General features: G+C 52.1%; 11 protein-coding genes. 3 read left to right on the plus strand and 8 right to left on the minus strand.

What is annotated here, in order from left to right; genetic code table 11:
• Positions 1 to 135 precede the first annotated feature (135 nt).
• From FC99_RS08960 to FC99_RS08995, 8 genes are all read right to left on the minus strand, one after another.
• Positions 136 to 1,161 carry a LacI family DNA-binding transcriptional regulator gene (locus tag FC99_RS08960; protein ID WP_156166933.1) on the minus strand — a complete coding sequence of 342 codons (1,026 nt, stop codon included), beginning with the start codon at positions 1,159 to 1,161 and terminating at the stop codon, positions 136 to 138.
• A gap of 465 nt (positions 1,162 to 1,626) precedes the next feature.
• Positions 1,627 to 3,090, minus strand: coding sequence for a UDP-glucose--hexose-1-phosphate uridylyltransferase (locus tag FC99_RS08965; RefSeq protein ID WP_048734980.1), 1,464 nt, complete (start codon positions 3,088 to 3,090; stop codon positions 1,627 to 1,629).
• Between the two features lie 3 nt (positions 3,091 to 3,093).
• Positions 3,094 to 4,098 carry a UDP-glucose 4-epimerase GalE gene (gene galE / locus FC99_RS08970; protein WP_048734977.1) on the minus strand — a complete coding sequence of 335 codons (1,005 nt, stop codon included), beginning with the start codon at positions 4,096 to 4,098 and terminating at the stop codon, positions 3,094 to 3,096.
• A 665-nt stretch (positions 4,099 to 4,763) separates the two neighbouring features.
• On the minus strand, positions 4,764 to 5,933 hold the full coding sequence (locus tag FC99_RS08975) for a galactokinase (RefSeq protein WP_048734976.1): 1,170 nt from the start codon (positions 5,931 to 5,933) through the stop codon (positions 4,764 to 4,766).
• A gap of 674 nt (positions 5,934 to 6,607) precedes the next feature.
• Positions 6,608 to 8,032 carry a glycoside-pentoside-hexuronide (GPH):cation symporter gene (locus FC99_RS08980; protein WP_048734973.1) on the minus strand — a complete coding sequence of 475 codons (1,425 nt, stop codon included), beginning with the start codon at positions 8,030 to 8,032 and terminating at the stop codon, positions 6,608 to 6,610.
• A gap of 57 nt (positions 8,033 to 8,089) precedes the next feature.
• Complete coding sequence (locus tag FC99_RS08985; protein ID WP_048734971.1) at positions 8,090 to 8,335, minus strand: hypothetical protein; 246 nt, start codon at positions 8,333 to 8,335, stop codon at positions 8,090 to 8,092.
• Positions 8,336 to 9,119: 784 nt separating this feature from the next.
• A complete protein-coding gene (locus FC99_RS08990) occupies positions 9,120 to 10,853 on the minus strand; it encodes a phospho-sugar mutase (protein WP_048734969.1) in 1,734 nt (577 codons plus the stop codon).
• A gap of 14 nt (positions 10,854 to 10,867) precedes the next feature.
• Entirely contained in the window at positions 10,868 to 11,890 is a 1,023-nt protein-coding gene (locus FC99_RS08995) for an aldose epimerase family protein (protein WP_048734966.1), read from the minus strand.
• Between the two features lie 805 nt (positions 11,891 to 12,695).
• On the opposite strand from FC99_RS08995, the gene FC99_RS09000 reads away from it, so the two are divergent.
• The 3 genes from FC99_RS09000 to FC99_RS09010 are packed head-to-tail and all read left to right on the plus strand — an operon-like array spanning position 12,696 to position 15,598.
• Positions 12,696 to 13,817: an acyl-CoA dehydrogenase family protein gene (locus FC99_RS09000; RefSeq protein ID WP_048734964.1), complete on the plus strand. Its 1,122-nt coding sequence runs from the start codon at positions 12,696 to 12,698 to the stop codon at positions 13,815 to 13,817.
• A 10-nt stretch (positions 13,818 to 13,827) separates the two neighbouring features.
• Complete coding sequence (locus FC99_RS09005) at positions 13,828 to 14,619, plus strand: electron transfer flavoprotein subunit beta/FixA family protein (RefSeq protein ID WP_048734962.1); 792 nt, start codon at positions 13,828 to 13,830, stop codon at positions 14,617 to 14,619.
• A gap of 13 nt (positions 14,620 to 14,632) precedes the next feature.
• Complete coding sequence (locus FC99_RS09010; protein ID WP_048734960.1) at positions 14,633 to 15,598, plus strand: electron transfer flavoprotein subunit alpha/FixB family protein; 966 nt, start codon at positions 14,633 to 14,635, stop codon at positions 15,596 to 15,598.
• The last annotated feature ends 365 nt before the right edge of the window (positions 15,599 to 15,963 follow it).

Consider the following 15,963-nt stretch of genomic DNA (forward strand, 5'->3'; position numbering starts at 1 on the left):
TTCTTTGGCTGGAGGCGTTCCCCATGGCAGGCGAAATTCCTGGCTACCGCAGTGCGACCAGCTTAAACCCACCAAAAAACACGTTGTCGCCGGAGACTGGATAGTCTGCTGGGACAACGTGCTTAGTCGATTCATTTATTTTTCATCAGGGGCTGGTTGGGTGCTCTCACGCGGAACGAGTGCCGTGCCGATCGTCACCAGTTGGGGCGTGGTACGACCCGTCTGGAGACGATTCTCCACCAAGTCCACGGCCGTTGAGCCGAGGAGCTCGGTGTTGACGTGCACGCTGCTCAGCTCGGGGAAGACGTACTTGGCAATCGTCGTATCGTTGAAACTGAACAGACTGACTCTGCCTGGCACGTCGATGTTATTCTCGTGGAGCGCCTTCAACGCCCCAGCCGCCATCGGATCATTGGTGACAAAGAACGCGGATGGCAAATCGTCACCCAATTCTGCAATCGCCGTTTGCATCTGCTGGTAACCGGAGTGATTGGTGTAGTCGCCGGCAAAAACCAGACGATCATCAAAGGCACCCCGTACTTCCATTTCCTGCTTAAACGCATTGTACCGCGGATCAACGACTTCTAGTTGCCCATCCGTCGTCCATTCCGTCCCGTACAACAAGCCAATTCTTCGTTGATCGCGTTGCCAGTAAAAATCAATGACTTGGCGGACCGCGAACCGAAAGTCCGTGACCACGCTGTCATACCCGTGGCAAAGCTGGTCTTGGTCCACAAACACTAGATTCGGTGTTAACTGGGCCATTGCCGCAACCTGCGACTCACTAAATTTACCGATGGCAATAATGGCGTCAACATCGGGCTCAATGGCCTGCAAGTCATTTTGAAACGTTCTGGTCGCTAAGAAATGGCGCTCATCACTCCGCTTCTCCAGGCCTAAGCGAATCGACATGTAGTACAAGTCATCTAGTTCCTTGGTCTTGGAATACCACTGAACGATGGCAATCTTAAGCTGTTTAGCTGGCGCGGCCGCCCGGTGTTTGAGCTTACTGTAGTTCAACTCCTCAGCGACCTCAAAAATCTGCTTACGCGTCGAGTCACTAACGGACAGTGTGCGGTCATAATTCAAGACCCGCGATACCGTGGCCAGCGAAACGCCGACAGACTTCGCAATATCCTTTAACGTGGCTGCGATTGCCATCACCTCCTTTAAATTAGTCTAACTGGGCCGCACTACGGCTGTCAGGTCGTCCCACGATGTAAGCCGGGAAAGAACCCCGACAAACATCGTCGACACAGCTGTCTCCATCCCTGACATCCTCCTGCTCAGATTGCGTCCACTAATTTCACATGCTGAAACCGATAAGCCATCCAAACTTCACTGAATACCGATAACTCTCTACAATTCAACTGTGCGTTGCATAGAATACCAACACAAGCCGAGAGGTCGGCAGATATGGGCTCAGGCGCGTCGTTCTACTTATTTAGTAGGTGATTTCCCTACTGGCTTAGTAGAAGACCAAGCTTGAAGACTCGTGATTTTCGAGGCTTCAAGTTGTGTCCGCACCGTTCCAGCCCATATCTGTCGGCCGGCAAGGCGAAAGCACCACCGTGTTGCCCAGTGCCTCACCGGGGGCAGTTCCTGTCAGCCGCTGACGAACTCCAACTAGATCTGTGCGATAAACTTGTCTAACGCAGCTTGGCCCTTAGCGTCGCGCTTGAAGACGCCGGCGTCGGCTAAGACGCGGGCGAAGACGTCACCGATAGCTTGGTGCAAGACCGGTGTAACGTTCTCTGCCGTCAACGCGTGGTTCTGTTTGATACTGTCGGCCCAAGCCTTGTGCATGTCAGCCATCTGGTTCGGTTGATCTAACAAGTACTTGGTGACCTCGGCCATTTCCGTCTTGAGACGGGCGGGTAAAATTGCTCGTCCCATGACTTCGATCAAGCCAATATTTTCCTTCTTAATGTGTTGCACGTCCTGGTGCGGATGGAAAATACCATCCGGATACTGAGCGGACGTCTGGTTGTCCCGCAACACGAGGTCCAGGACATAGTCGGCACCATCTCGGTACGCAATGGGCGTAATCGTGTGGTGGCGTACATTATCCGTATAGGCCCGCACGTCGACGGATTCATCGGAGTAATCGATCCAACTGTCCAGTACCTTTGTGGCGGCATTGATCAGCGCTTCTGGTTGACTCCCGGTCAGCCGAATGTCGGTCATTGGCCAGTCAACCACGCCAGCCGTGACCCCAGCGACACCTAAGTCAATGGGACGGTCGATTGACGCCTTCATCATTGGGAAGGAATGCTTGCCCCCCTGATAATGGTCGTGAGTCAGCATGGAGCCCCCCACGATTGGTAGGTCGGCATTGCTGCCAACAAAGTAGGTCGGCAACGTCCGCACAATTTCCAAGAGGTTGGTAAACGTGTGTTGGTTGATGACCATTGGCCGGTGTTCCTTGGCGAGAAAAATGGCGTGTTCTGAGAAATAGGCGTATGGCGAGTACTGGAAGCCCCAGGTTTCGCCACCCAGCATCATCCGGATGATCCGGTGATTGCTGCGAGCGGGATAACCGAGTCGACCCAAGTACCCTTCATTCGTCATGCACAGTTGGTCCAAGGGGTAGCTCGTCTGCTTCTGCGTCTGTGCCGCCGCAATGGCCTTGGGGTCCTTTTCCGGTTTGGACAGGTTGATGGTGATCTCTAACTCACCAGCCGCCGTCTTGGCCGGGAAGACCACATTTTTCGCAATGTTACGCGTTTTAATGTAGTTGTTGGCTTGGCTTAACTGGTAGAACCAGTCAGTCGCCTTGGATGGACTTTCCTGATACCGGTCCCAGAAGCCGCGGTTGATTGCGGAAGGAAGCGGCGTCATCAGATCCATCAGTTGTGATTCCAAAATTTCCCTAGGACTTGGGGAATCCTCAATCTTGCCATGGTCAATCGCCGTTTCAATCAGGGCGTTGACCAGGTCGATGGGCGTATCCGCCGTTGCGGCCTTCGCCTCACCGTCGCCAATCAAAGCAAAGATGCGGTTCGTGACGTACTGCCGATCGAGTTCCGTGTAAGGTGCCGGTGAAGACACGATGTGATCAATAAATTTTTGAATTGTATCTTCAGCCATAGCTTACTTCTCCTCAGTCCGGTCGTTGTAGCCTTGTGGATGCGTTTGCTTCCAGTTCCAAGCCGTCCGGATAATGTCTTCGACGTTGTCAAACCGTGGCTTCCAGTTCAACACTTTCCGCGCCTTGTCACTAGCGGCAATCAACGTACTTGGGTCACCGGCACGGCGTGGGGCCATCGTTGCGGGAATTTCTTTGCCCGTAACCTTACGTGCGGCTTCCAGCATTTCCTTGTTGGAGAACCCAGTTGAAGACCCGAGGTTAAAGGCATCGCTGTCGTGACCAGCCTTCAGGTATTCTAGCGCTAAAATATGGGCGTCTGCCAAATCAACGACGTGGACGTAATCCCGCACGTTAGTTCCATCCTTAGTTGGGTAGTCGCTACCGAAGATGGATAATTCTTTTCGTTCGCCAGCAGCCACTTGTAAAATGATTGGAACCAAGTGGGTTTCTGGATGGTGGTCTTCACCAATGCTACCGTCTTCCTTGGCACCGGCAACGTTGAAGTAACGTAAGGCGATAAATTTAATACCGTAGGCTTCGTCAGACCAATGCATAATCTTTTCCATCATCAACTTACTTTCACCATATGGGTTGGTTGGAATCTGCGGGTCAGTTTCCTTGATTGGAATCTGCTTAGGTTCGCCGTAAGTTGCGGCCGTTGATGAGAAGACGATGCGCTTCACGTTGTGCTTGTTCATGACTTCCAGCAAGGAAACCATCCCAGCCGTGTTGTTGTCGAAGTACTTCAGCGGTTTCTTCATGGATTCAGGCACCACGGAGAAGGCGGCAAAGTGAATAACCCCTTCGATATCTTCCTTATCAAAAACACCGTTCAGGAAGTCTTGATCACGAACGTCTCCTTCATAGAACCGCGCCTTCTTGTTCACTGCGGCTCGGTGCCCCGTTACCAAGTTGTCGACGACGGCAACATCGTAACCCTTCTCAACTAAACGATCGACGGCGTGTGAGCCGATGTAACCGGCACCACCTAAGACTAAAACTGTCATTGATCAATTCCTCCTCAAATTAATGTTTTTACCTAGATTTACTATTTTTTATGTTTAGCGGTTGTCGCCTGCGGTGCGCGGGGACTCCACCCGGTGGGGTAGACCTGAAGTCTCAAGGAACGTGAGTCTTCAGGGCGACTTTGAACCTCACGAACCGAGTTTCAAAGCTCGGCCCGTGTTCTAAGGCCGATAACCCGCCGGTCTAAGAACACCGACACGGGGTTATGTTCCCCGCTCACCTCCGGCTACGGCAACACTAAACGTTTACTACTATTTTATCTTATCTCTAATGTGATTACTGCGACCAGTTGACCTGTAGTCGAACTGGTTGCTGATAACTTCGCTACCAAGCTGGCCTCTCAGTTGAGATAACAACTAGCAAAATTGCTACGGTTACCCCGACTTAAATTGCGGATGCTCATAGGACGCAACATCCATAATGGAAGCAGCAAATCCAAGCCGGAGGCGGCCAGGGATGGAGCCAGCCGTGTCGACGATGTTAGCCGGGGTTCTTTCCCGGGTTACATCGTGGGACGACCTGAGAGACGCGCGACTTCCGCGGCTTTCAGGCGAGCTGGAAGCCCGCCCTTTGGCTGGAGGCGTTCCCCATGGCTGGCGGAATCCCTGGTCACCGCAGTGCGAACAATCCACCACAATCCAAAACTTTAAGCCTTGATTTCCTTAGGGCCGTCCGCAATTTCGGCGACGTAGAATTCGGCTGGGTGGCCGATCGTGTCTTCGTAGACCTTACCGACAGCACTTTCGAAATCATCGACGTTGGTCTTCTTGACCAAAGCAATTGCACAGCCACCGAAGCCGGCACCGGTCATCCGGGCGCCAAGAACACCTGGTTGTTCCCAAGCCGTTTCAACCAACGTATCGAGTTCCTTACCAGTTACGGCAAAGTCGTAGTGTAAGGACACGTGGGAGGCGTTGACCAAGTGGCCGAAACGCTTTAAGTCATTGGCCTGTAAGGCATCGAAGGCCTTCAACGTCCGTTGGTTTTCGAAGACGGCGTGACGCGCCCGCTTGATCAAGATGTCATCGTTGATCAGGTAAGCATTTTCGTCGAATTCGTCTTCACTCAGGTCGCCTAACGTCTTAATGTCCAGCTTCGTTTGCAGACGACGGAGGGCTTCTTCACATTGGGCGCGGCGTTCGTTGTACTTGGAATCCGTCAACTCACGGCGCTTCTTGGTGTTCATGATGACAACCACGTAGTCACCCAAAGCAAGTGGCGCGTATTGGTAATCTAAGGTATTCGTGTCGAGCAGGATAGCTTGGTCTTTCTTCCCCATCCCGATGGCAAATTGGTCCATGATTCCCGTGTTCAAACCGAAGTAGTCATTTTCAACCTGCTGGCCGACCTTGACCATTTCGACCTCATCAAGCTTCATGCCATAGCCGGCGTGAAGAATTTCTCCCATCAACATTTCCATTGAGGCTGATGAGGACAAGCCAGAAGCATCTGGCAAGTTCCCGTGAACGAAGAGGTCAAAGCCATGGTCGATGGTCAGATTCTGCTTCGCCAGCTCGAACAACATCCCTTTAAGGTAGTTGGCCCAGTTATCAGCCTTATCAAATTTCAAATCATCCAGTGAGAACGTTAGCATTCCGGCATCCGGCACATTGGCGGAATAAACGCGGAAGTTACGGTCATCACGTGCTGAAAATGCGGCGTAGGTCCCCATGCTAATGGCGGCTGGGAAAACGTGACCACCGTTAAAGTCGGTGTATTCACCGATCAAGTTGATACGGCCTGGTGAGAAGAACACCCGTTGGGGGGCGACATCAAACTTTTCTTGGTATTCAGTTGCTAAGCTGGCGAAATCCATGGCGATTAACTCCTTAATAAATTTTTTAGTAAAGTTTTTACTACAGTCATCATAACCGCGTTTAGCCGTTATGTCAATCATTTAATAAAGCGCTTTCCTTCACGCTGGTACTCAGTTATCGGTAATCAAAACCTTGATGGTAGTCCCTTCGCCTTACCGGCCACCAGATATGGGCCGGAACGGTGCGGACACAACTTGAAGCCTCGAAAGTACCGAGTCTCCAAGCCTGGTCTTCTACTAAGTCAGTGGGAAGGCCACCCCCTGTCTAAGTAGAACGACGCACCTGGGCCCATATCTGGCGACCTCTCGGCTTACGCTAGTGGTCGATAGGGAAAGAGTTCATACCGATAAATACTACCATCAGCTAATCCACACACAACATAGCTGACAACTCTCATCACCTGACATGTTAGGACACAATTTAAGCCGGAGGCGGCCAGGGATGGAGCCAGCTGTGTCGACGATGTTAGCCGGGGTTCTTTCCCGGATTACATCGTGGGACGACCTGAGAGACACGCGCTTTTCGTGGCTTTCAGGCGAGCCGGAAGCCCGCACCCCAGGTTGGAGGCGCTCCCCATAACAGGCGGAATCCCTGGCTGCCGCAGGGCGACCAGGGACGTCTAGCCTAGACTAAAGGCCACCGACAATTTCTGCCCGTGGCCCCTAGCACTACCTTATTTAGCTGAAGCTTTTTCCTCAGCCTGTTCAGTCTCAAGTTTCTTTTCAAGTTCACGAACGATCTCCGCGTGCTTCTTCTCTGACAAGGTCACCTTGAATTGGTAGATCAGTGCAGACAAGACCAACAAGATCATTGGCATGTAGAAGATAAAGGAATGGAAGATGAACATGCCGTGAGCCGTGATATCACTTGGCTTGGCGTTCCCGGTCATCCCAGCGTGAACGGCGGCAATAACCACGATCCCCGTTGAGAAGGCCCCTGCTAATTTATCAATCAATGGCCGAACGGACAACGTCACGGATTCATTCCGCGTACCGTTCTTGTACTGGCCATATTCCACACTGTCCGTAATGGTCATTAAAGCGGCCAGGAAGATCATGGGGTATGGGAAGAAGAAGACGGCATCGGCGATATACATCATGAGGATGTTGGTCCCAGCAAGGTTGAACAAAATGTAGCCGACCAGCATCATGCAGATACCGCCGACGTAAACGCCGCGCCGAGTAAGCTTGGATACGATCACTGGGAACAATGGCACGGAAAGCACCCCTAAGAGGGCGGTGACCCCACCAATAACCGTGTAAGCATTGGCGTTACCAATGACGTAACGGAAGTAGTAGATCAAAAGGGAATTGGTGACCACGTAGCTGAGGGCAAATAACAGATAGGATAACCCCAACCACATCAACTGGTCATTTTCACCAATGACCTTGAAGACGTCGCGGAAACGCGTCTTTTCAGTGTTTTCACGAATCAAACTCTTATTTTCCTTGGTCCCGAAGAAAGTCGCTAAGGCCCCCAACAGAGAAACGGCCCCAATGACGACGGCAAACCCTAACCAGCCGGCACGGGTCTGCGTGCTACCATGTGTCCCAGAAAATTTCTGTGAGAAGAAGATGACCAATGGCGTTACTGCCATGATGACCCCTTGAGACCCCAAGGTAGAACCGAAACGACCAACCGTCCCGAACTTGTTACGCACCTTGGTGTCAACACTCAAAGCAGGTAGCATGGACCAGAACGAAATATCTTTAAACGAATAGAAAATATCCATAATGACAAAGACGATGCCGAAGAGTAGGAAGTAAAGTGTCTTGTTGGAATCCGCCAGCCCAAACATGCTGGAGAACATCAGGATGATCCCGACGGAACTGACAATGGCCCCGGCAAGTAGCCATGGCTTAAATTTCCCGATCTTAGTATCGGTGTTATCGACCATCCCACCAATCATCGGGTCAAAGGCGATTTCAACCAACCGAATGACCACGACCATCGTAGTGACGATGCCGGCTTCAGCGGCCGCGCCGTTGCCGACGAACAAGGCACTGGTGACGAATATTGCAAAATAAGTATTGAGAGTTGCGTAGAACGCGTCATGTCCGAACGCCCCTAACGCATATGAGATATATTGCCTAAACATTATTTTTTCCACACCTTTCAACGGGAAACTTAACTGACAACCCAGTGACCACTAAGTCTAGTGGTACCGGTGTTCGATGATTTTGGAAAGAACATCTTCCCGTTGCTTGGCCTTAGCCATATCGAATTGTGATTCCTCGAGGTGGTTAAAGTCCTGTGCAAGTAACGTGGCTTCCAAATAGAGGGTCAGTTGCCGCTTAATGTACAACTTGTTTTCCTCATCCGGTCGCTGTGCGTTACCACCCAAAACAGCCGCAGCAAATTCTTTGGGATCTAAAGTAATTTTCTCATCCTTCTTAGCCATTTGGAAACACTCCTTAGTTTTTCTCATCAACCACTTGAATTGATCAGGCCCATCGGCTAGCGAATACAATTGATTGTACAAACGCCGCCGACCCGGTTTTAAACCAAGTGCTGATTGTTAGTTAACTAATCTAGTAAAGTTAGGCTTAACGTTTTACTTAAATGTAAGCGCTTTACAATGGTAATGATAACGGTCTGGACCATAAGATGCAACCTTTTTTATTGTGTAAATGATTACTAAGTATTTGCTAATCACGCTCCATATAAGTATTGCAACCGGTTGTATTTAATTGACTAAAAGTTTACTAAATACATATTTAGTGGGTGATGTTTGACCGATATTTACTATTGATTGCCGTTGCCGTTTTCATAACTATTAAATCTTCAGGAGAACCTAAAAAGAGCCCGTCTAACTATTCTGGGTTAGACGAGCTCTTATGAATTTAATGATTGGTAATCATGCAGCTTGGTTGGCCTGACTTGCACACTCTAGCCGGAAACCCGACAGACTTAGACTGCCTACCACCAACTGACCAGTTTGAACAAGCCTTGCTTCCACTCCAGTTGTGGGAAAAGCAGTCTGAGCCGGAGGCGGCCAGGGATGTAGCCAGCCGTGTCGACGATGTAAGTCGGAGTTCTTTCCCGACTTACATCGTGGGACGACCTGGGAGACACGCGGTTTTCGTGGCTTTCAGGCGAGCCGGAAGCCCGCTCCTTAGGCTGGAGGCGTTCCCCACAGCAGGCGGAATTCCTGGCAGCCGCAGTGCGGCCAACTCAGCTCAACCTTATTTCACAGAACCAACATAGTCCTTCAAAGCTTGTTCGAAGCGGTCCAAGCGAGCGTGGGCAGCCGCGTCCGTTTTGTCGCTGGTCCCGATGTAGAACTTGACCTTAGGTTCTGTCCCTGAAGGCCGGATGCAGATCCAAGTCCCATCGCTCAGCCAGTACTTCAAGACGTTTGACTGTGGCAAATCGATGGTCGTGGTCTTCCCGTCAGCCGCCGTCTTCACGCCGGTCGAGAAATCTTCGACGGCATCGATCGTGGTGTCGGCAAAGGACTTCGGTGCATTTTCTCTGAATTCGCTCATCAAGTGGGCCATTTGGTCAGCCCCGTCAACGCCAGGGAATTCCTCGAACGTGGTCTTTTCGGCAAAGTAGCCGTAGGTCGCGTAGAGTTCTTCGATTCCGTCGTACAGGGTCATCCCCCGTTGCTTGTAATCAGCAGCGACTTCGGCCAACAAGACCGTCGATTGAATGGCGTCCTTATCCCGCACGAATGGCTTGATCAGGTAACCGTAGCTTTCTTCAAATCCAAACAGGAAGGTGTGGTCATGGTTGGTCTCGTACTCGTGAATTTGTTCGGCGATAAACTTGAATCCGGTCAGCACGTTCTTCATTTCAACGCCGTAAGCGGCCGCAATCTTGGTAGCTAGCTCCGTCGAAACGATGGACTTGACCACGCGACCGTCAGCTGGCAACTGACCAGCTTGCTTGCGGGCCTTTAAAATGTAAGCCAACAGAATCGAGGCGATCTGGTTCCCCGTCAACAGTTGGTAGTCCCCATTCGGTTCACGAACGGCAGCACCCAAGCGGTCGGCATCGGGATCGGTAGCGACCAACAAGTCGGCGCCTTCCTTTTTCCCTAAGGCAATCGCCATGTCAAAGGCCTGTGAGAACTCGGGGTTCGGGAACGGAACGGTTGGGAACTCGGGATCAGCAATGGCTTGTTCGGGAACCATGGTGAAGGTTTCAAAACCAGCGCCCCGTAAAGCCCGTTCGCCGATGACCTTCCCCGTCCCGTGAAGTGGCGTATAGATCAGCTTCATCGTCTTCCCAACGCTGTGAACTAAGTCAGCGTTGATGGTAACGCTCTCGACATTCTTCAGGTAAGGTTGGTCAACGTTTTCACCAATGATCTGTAGCGTGTTGGCGGCACGCAGTTGTTGTTCGTCGGCGACCGCAATAGCAAAGACATCCTTAGCAGAACGGACGAACTCGGTGATCATGTCGGACGCCTTAGGTGGCATTTGCCCACCATCTGGGCCGTAGATCTTAAAGCCGTTGTACTGCTTCGGGTTGTGGCTGGCCGTGATCATGATTCCCATGGCCGTGTTCAAATGACGTACGGCAAAGGACAGTTCTGGCGTGGGCCGCATGTCATCGAAGACGTAGCTGGGAATGTGGTGCGCCCCCAAGACGTGGGCCGCTTCGTGAGCGAACTCGTTGGAATGGTAACGGGAGTCGAAACTGATGGCGACCCCGCGCTGTTTCGTGGCCTCATCCAGCGTGTCCAGGTAACGGGCGACCCCTTCAGTGGCTTGGCGAACCGTGTAGACGTTCATTTGACCAATGCCGGGTCCCATGACGCCGCGCATACCGGCGGTCCCAAAGCTCATTGGGGCGGTAAAGGCAGCCTTTTTCGCGGCGTCGTCATCGGCGATCGCCGTCAACTCAGCCTTGATGTACGGAATCATCGTTGGTTGTTGTTCCCACACTTGGTAATTTTCTTGCCAACTCATTGTAATCTCTCCTCTTACTTTCTGATGTATTGATAACTAATTAAATGGGTGACGGGTTGGTTAGCCGGTAAGATCACATCACCAAAGTCCGCATGGTGAATGGCGTCTGGTAATGTTTGTGCTTCCATGGCTAACGCGTTGTAATCACGTTTCTCAGCGCGCTTATCGTCCGTTGGGTTGGCCGTGAAGACGACTAAGGCGTTCCGATCGGAGTAAACTTGGACTTCGCGGTGACCCGTGGTATCCCCGACTGTGGCGATTGGTGTGTCCTTGCTAGGCTCCACGACAAAGGCATCATCGTATTCGACCTGCCCCGTTTGGTGTAACTGGTCTAAGCCGTCCTTAATGGTCCGTGGCCGGCTGAAGTCGTAGCCGGTATTGGCGGTGGCGACCATTTCACCAGTTGGAATTTTAGCTTGGTCTAAGACTAGCCGCTGGTTGCCACTCAACTTCAGCCACTGATCATCCAGACTGTACTGGTCGTCGGTGACGTTAAAGTAGGTGTGGACCGTCGGGTTGAACAGCGTAGCAACATCGCTTTGCGCGTCAAAGGTAATATCTAACCGGTTCTCTTCGGTCAACGTGTACGTGACCGTCGTCTTGAGGTTGCCCGGATACTTGTCATCGGCGGGGGTGGCCGTATGGGTCAGCACCACGCTAGCGGTATCCGCGGTCTGCGTCGTCGTCGCGTCCCAGTTGACGAAGGTAAAGCCATGGGGCCCACCGTGACTGGCGTTGGGCTTTTCGTTAGCGTCCAAGTGAATCGTCTGGCCATCAAGGTCAAATTGGGCGCCGGCGATGCGGCCAGCGACCCGCCCCAACGTTTGGCATAAGTAATAAGGGTTGTGGTCGTAATCATCAAGATTAGGTAAGTTCACAATCAATTGGTGACGTTGACCATCTTCGTCGACGCTAAATTCTTGCAGCGTCGCGCCCCAGGTCAAAATAGCGACCCGTGTTCCCTGTTGATTGGTCAATAAGTACTTGGTAACTTCTTGCTGGTGCAACATCCCAGCAGCGCTTGTGGTAATTTCCATAAAAAATGGCACCTCCAATTAAAAGAATCCGGTTTCATTGTATAATACTCCGCTGGTAAGTACCAATTTTTTACTAAAATTTTCCTGATTGCCAAATCTTAGCTGCTAGTCCCCTGTCGTTGAGAGCCAAAACTGGCTGACAAATATAACGATAATAATGGTGGATTACCTAACTGTGCACAAACTATTTTACTGCTTAGGAAGACCCAGACGACTCAAATTCACGACCAGTCACCTTAAAATTATAAACGAATTTTAGTCACGGTAAAAGCTGATTTCAGAATTCAATTTCTATTTAAGTCTCAACGCAGATTATCCAGCTATATCAGCGTTATCACCAACAATAAGGCTCAGCAATATCTCTTTAAAAAGCCGTCATTAATATATAATTGGAATTAAGTTTATTCTAACAGGGAATACTGAATATTCGGAAATATCGCAAATTTTCTGGACTTATCAAGCGATTATTAGCTATACTTACGCCATATCGTTCAGTTATGAACAATGAAGTGGGTGTCAGCTTGTCATCTTATGGTAAAGGCTGGTACCCAGAGAAGTTATAAAATCAATTCACTTACGTTGCGTAGTCGTAGGCTGTCAGGGACGAAGCCCCGTGTCGGTGTTCTTAGACCGGGCGGGTTTCCCGGCCTTAGAACACAGGCCGCACTTGAAGACTCGTTCTTTGAGGCTTCAAGTCGCCCTGGAGACCGCTTTTTGGCTCCAGGTCTGCCTCACCGGGCGCAGTCTCTGACAGCCTACGACGATCCACACCAAATTAAATTGTTTGATAAGGAGGAACTTCACTATGTCATCCACAACAGCTGCCGCAGAAAAGCTTTTGCTCCAAATGGTTGATGATTACACTGCCCGGGAGATTGCGCCCGAGGACATGCCGATGGACGCCGCCGGAGACTTTCCCGCTGGCTTCATGCAAAAACTCACAGACACCGGCTTCTTAGGCCTCATGTTACCCCAAGAATTCGGTGGTGCCGGCTTCGGTCCCGAAGTTACGGCCACAGCCTTAAACCACATCGCTCGGGGCAACGCCAGCACGGCCGTCACCCTCGAAGGTCACTTCAAGACCATCGACCAAATTTTAAAATTCGGAACGCCCGCCCTGCAGCAACAATTACTGCCATCTGCGAACGACCGGATCTTTGCCTTTTCCATGACCGAAGCCAGCGGTGGCTCGAATCCGATGGGGATCAGCTCGACTGCCACGCGTGAGGGCGATCACTGGGTCATCACCGGCGACAAGATCATGATCACAAACGGTGGCCTCGCACAGGTCTACTGCGTGTTGGTCAAGACCGCACCCCAAGAGCTCTCCGTCTTCGTTGTGGATCAGGACATGCCCGGTTTTTCATTCGGGAAGCGTGAAGACTTCATCGGTCTGCGGGGCACTCCCGTTGGCGAAATCGTTATGGACCACATCGTCGTTGACGACGACCACTTACTGGGTAAACTCGGCGATGGTGGCATGATCGGTGACTCCGCTCACGACGACGCCCGCATCTTAATGGGTGCCGTTCTGACTGGTATCATGGAACACGACTTAAAAATTGCGACCGACTACGCCAAGGAACGTAAGGCCGGCGACAAACCGCTGACTGAACTTCAGGTCACCCATCGTAAGGTCGCTGACATTGCCATGCGCAAGGAAACGACGAAGCTCCTTTACCAACGCGCCGCTCAACTCAAGGCTGCTGGTCAACCTTACAGCGAAGAAGCCGCTATGGCCAAGGCCCACGGATCTCGTTCCGCCGTTAGTGCCGGCGATGACACCCTGCAAATTTTGGCCGGCTACGGTTACAGTCGCGAGTATCCCGTTGAACACTTGATTCGCGACGCACGGGCCATGGAGATTGCCGAAGGGACCGTTGAAAAGATGCGGTCCGCCATTGCCACTGCCGAATTCAGTAAATAGGAGGTTTCCCATGAAAATTGTGGTTTGTATCAAACAAGTTCCCGAAACTAACGACGTCACCATCGACCCGGTCACCCATAACCTGGACCGCCGCGGTCTAGCTGGCGTCATGAATCCCTTTGATAAAAATGCCGTTGAGCAGGCCCTCCAACTAAAGGATACCGACAGTGATGCCGAGGTCGTGCTCCTCAGCATGGGCCCCGACGACTACGCGGAATCTCTGCGTGAAGGCATGGCCATGGGCGCCGATGCCGGTGTACTGCTATCCGACCGTGCCTTTGCCGGTGCCGATACCCTAGCGACCGGCTACGTGATTGCCCAGGCCATCAAGCAGATCGGTGATGTCGACCTGGTCTTATTTGGCCGGCAAGCCGTCGATGCCGATACGGGTCAGGTTGGCCCCATCGTCGCCGAATTTTTACACCAGCCACAGATCACTTATGCCGCCAGCCTGCGGTTAAGCGGCGCCAACGAGGTTACGGCCGAACGACTACTGGAAGATACCAAGCAGACGCTCGTGGCGACCTTACCCGCTGTGGTCAGCGTTCGGAGTGAATTAAACACGCCGCGCTACCCAACGCCCCGCAACATTCAGTTGAGCTTCGCCAAGCCACTAACTATTTGGCACCATGACGACCTGGATCTCGACGATTCACGTTTAGGTCAAGCCGGCTCACCAACCATCGTGACCAAGGTCTACGCCCCAGAACCCGTTAAACGGGAGCTGACGCCGCTGACCGGAACGCCAACCGAAGCTGCCAGCCAACTGATCAAGGCCCTGAAGACCCGTCAACTCATCTAAGGAGGAATCTGCCATGTCAAAACCAGAACTTTGGGTCATTGCGGAACGCCGCTTAGACCACGTTGAACCTACGACCCAACAACTAATTACTAAAGCTAAAAGCTTAGCCAGTGATCAATTCAAAGTTGTCACCATTCTACTAGAGGCCACGGCCGACCATTTGGAAAACGAACTCACCGCGTACGGTCCCGATGAGATTCGCATCGTCCGTGACGACCGCTTTCCCACTGCGACCGACGCCGAGCACGCCGACGCCTTAAAACAACTCGTTGACGCTTACCAACCCAACTCGATTTTATTTGGCGCAACCATTACTGGCCGGTCCATCGCTCCCCGGTTGCAGGCCAAGTTGCAAACCGGTCTGACCGCCGACTGCCTGGACCTGCGCTTCGATGACGAGACTCTGGTCGCCACCAAGCCTTCCTACGGCGACAACATCATGTGTGAAATTATCTGCCCGAACCACCGTCCACAAATGGCGAGCGTGCGGCCCAACACCTTCGTCGCGACACCAGCGACCGGCGATGCCACCATCACCACGGCCACAGTGACCTTCCACCCCGTCGACCGGCTCAAAGTAACGACTGCTCGGCCAGTCGTCAACACGGCCACCACGGTCGGTGACGCCAGTCGTGTCGTGGCCCTTGGACGCGGTGCTGCCAGTGCTGCGACCATCGACACTGCAACCAAGCTAGCCGAAAAACTCGGCGGGCGCATTGGGGTCTCCCGGCCACTGACCGACCAGGACCGCTTCACGCACGACGACCAGATCGGTCAGAGCGGCAACACGATTCACCCCGAACTGATTTTAAACTTCGGAATCAGTGGTGCCGTTCAGTACCTAGTCGGCATGCAGGACTCGCAGACTATCGTGGCCGTCAACTCCGATTCGCACGCGCCAATCTTTGACGTGGCGGATTACGGCTACGTTGGCGATGCCCAGGCCTTCATGTCCGCCCTCCTCGCGCAGTTCAACTAAAATTGTTTAGTGATGGATTGTGGTAAATTGTCCGCCTGCGGCTGCCAGGACTGCACCTGCTATGGGGTTGGCTCCAGCCTTTTCAAGGCTTCCACCTCGACTTGAAGCCACGAAAAACACGTGTCTCCAAGGTCGTCCCACGATGTAACCCGGGAAAGACCCCCGGCTAACATCGTCGACACAGCTGGCTTCGTCCTGACCTCCTCCGGCTTCGATTTGCTCACTGATCTGCTAACTGCTTAATCACATGCTCATTAAACTTTGATTGCATATAAAAACGTAGACGTTATCTGATGACTTTCAGACAGCGTCTACGTTTTTTTATTATGCAGTATCATTATCGCCAAAAAACAGAATTGACCAGT

This window comes from Levilactobacillus koreensis JCM 16448 (assembly GCF_001435525.1).
Lineage (GTDB): Bacteria > Bacillota > Bacilli > Lactobacillales > Lactobacillaceae > Levilactobacillus > Levilactobacillus koreensis.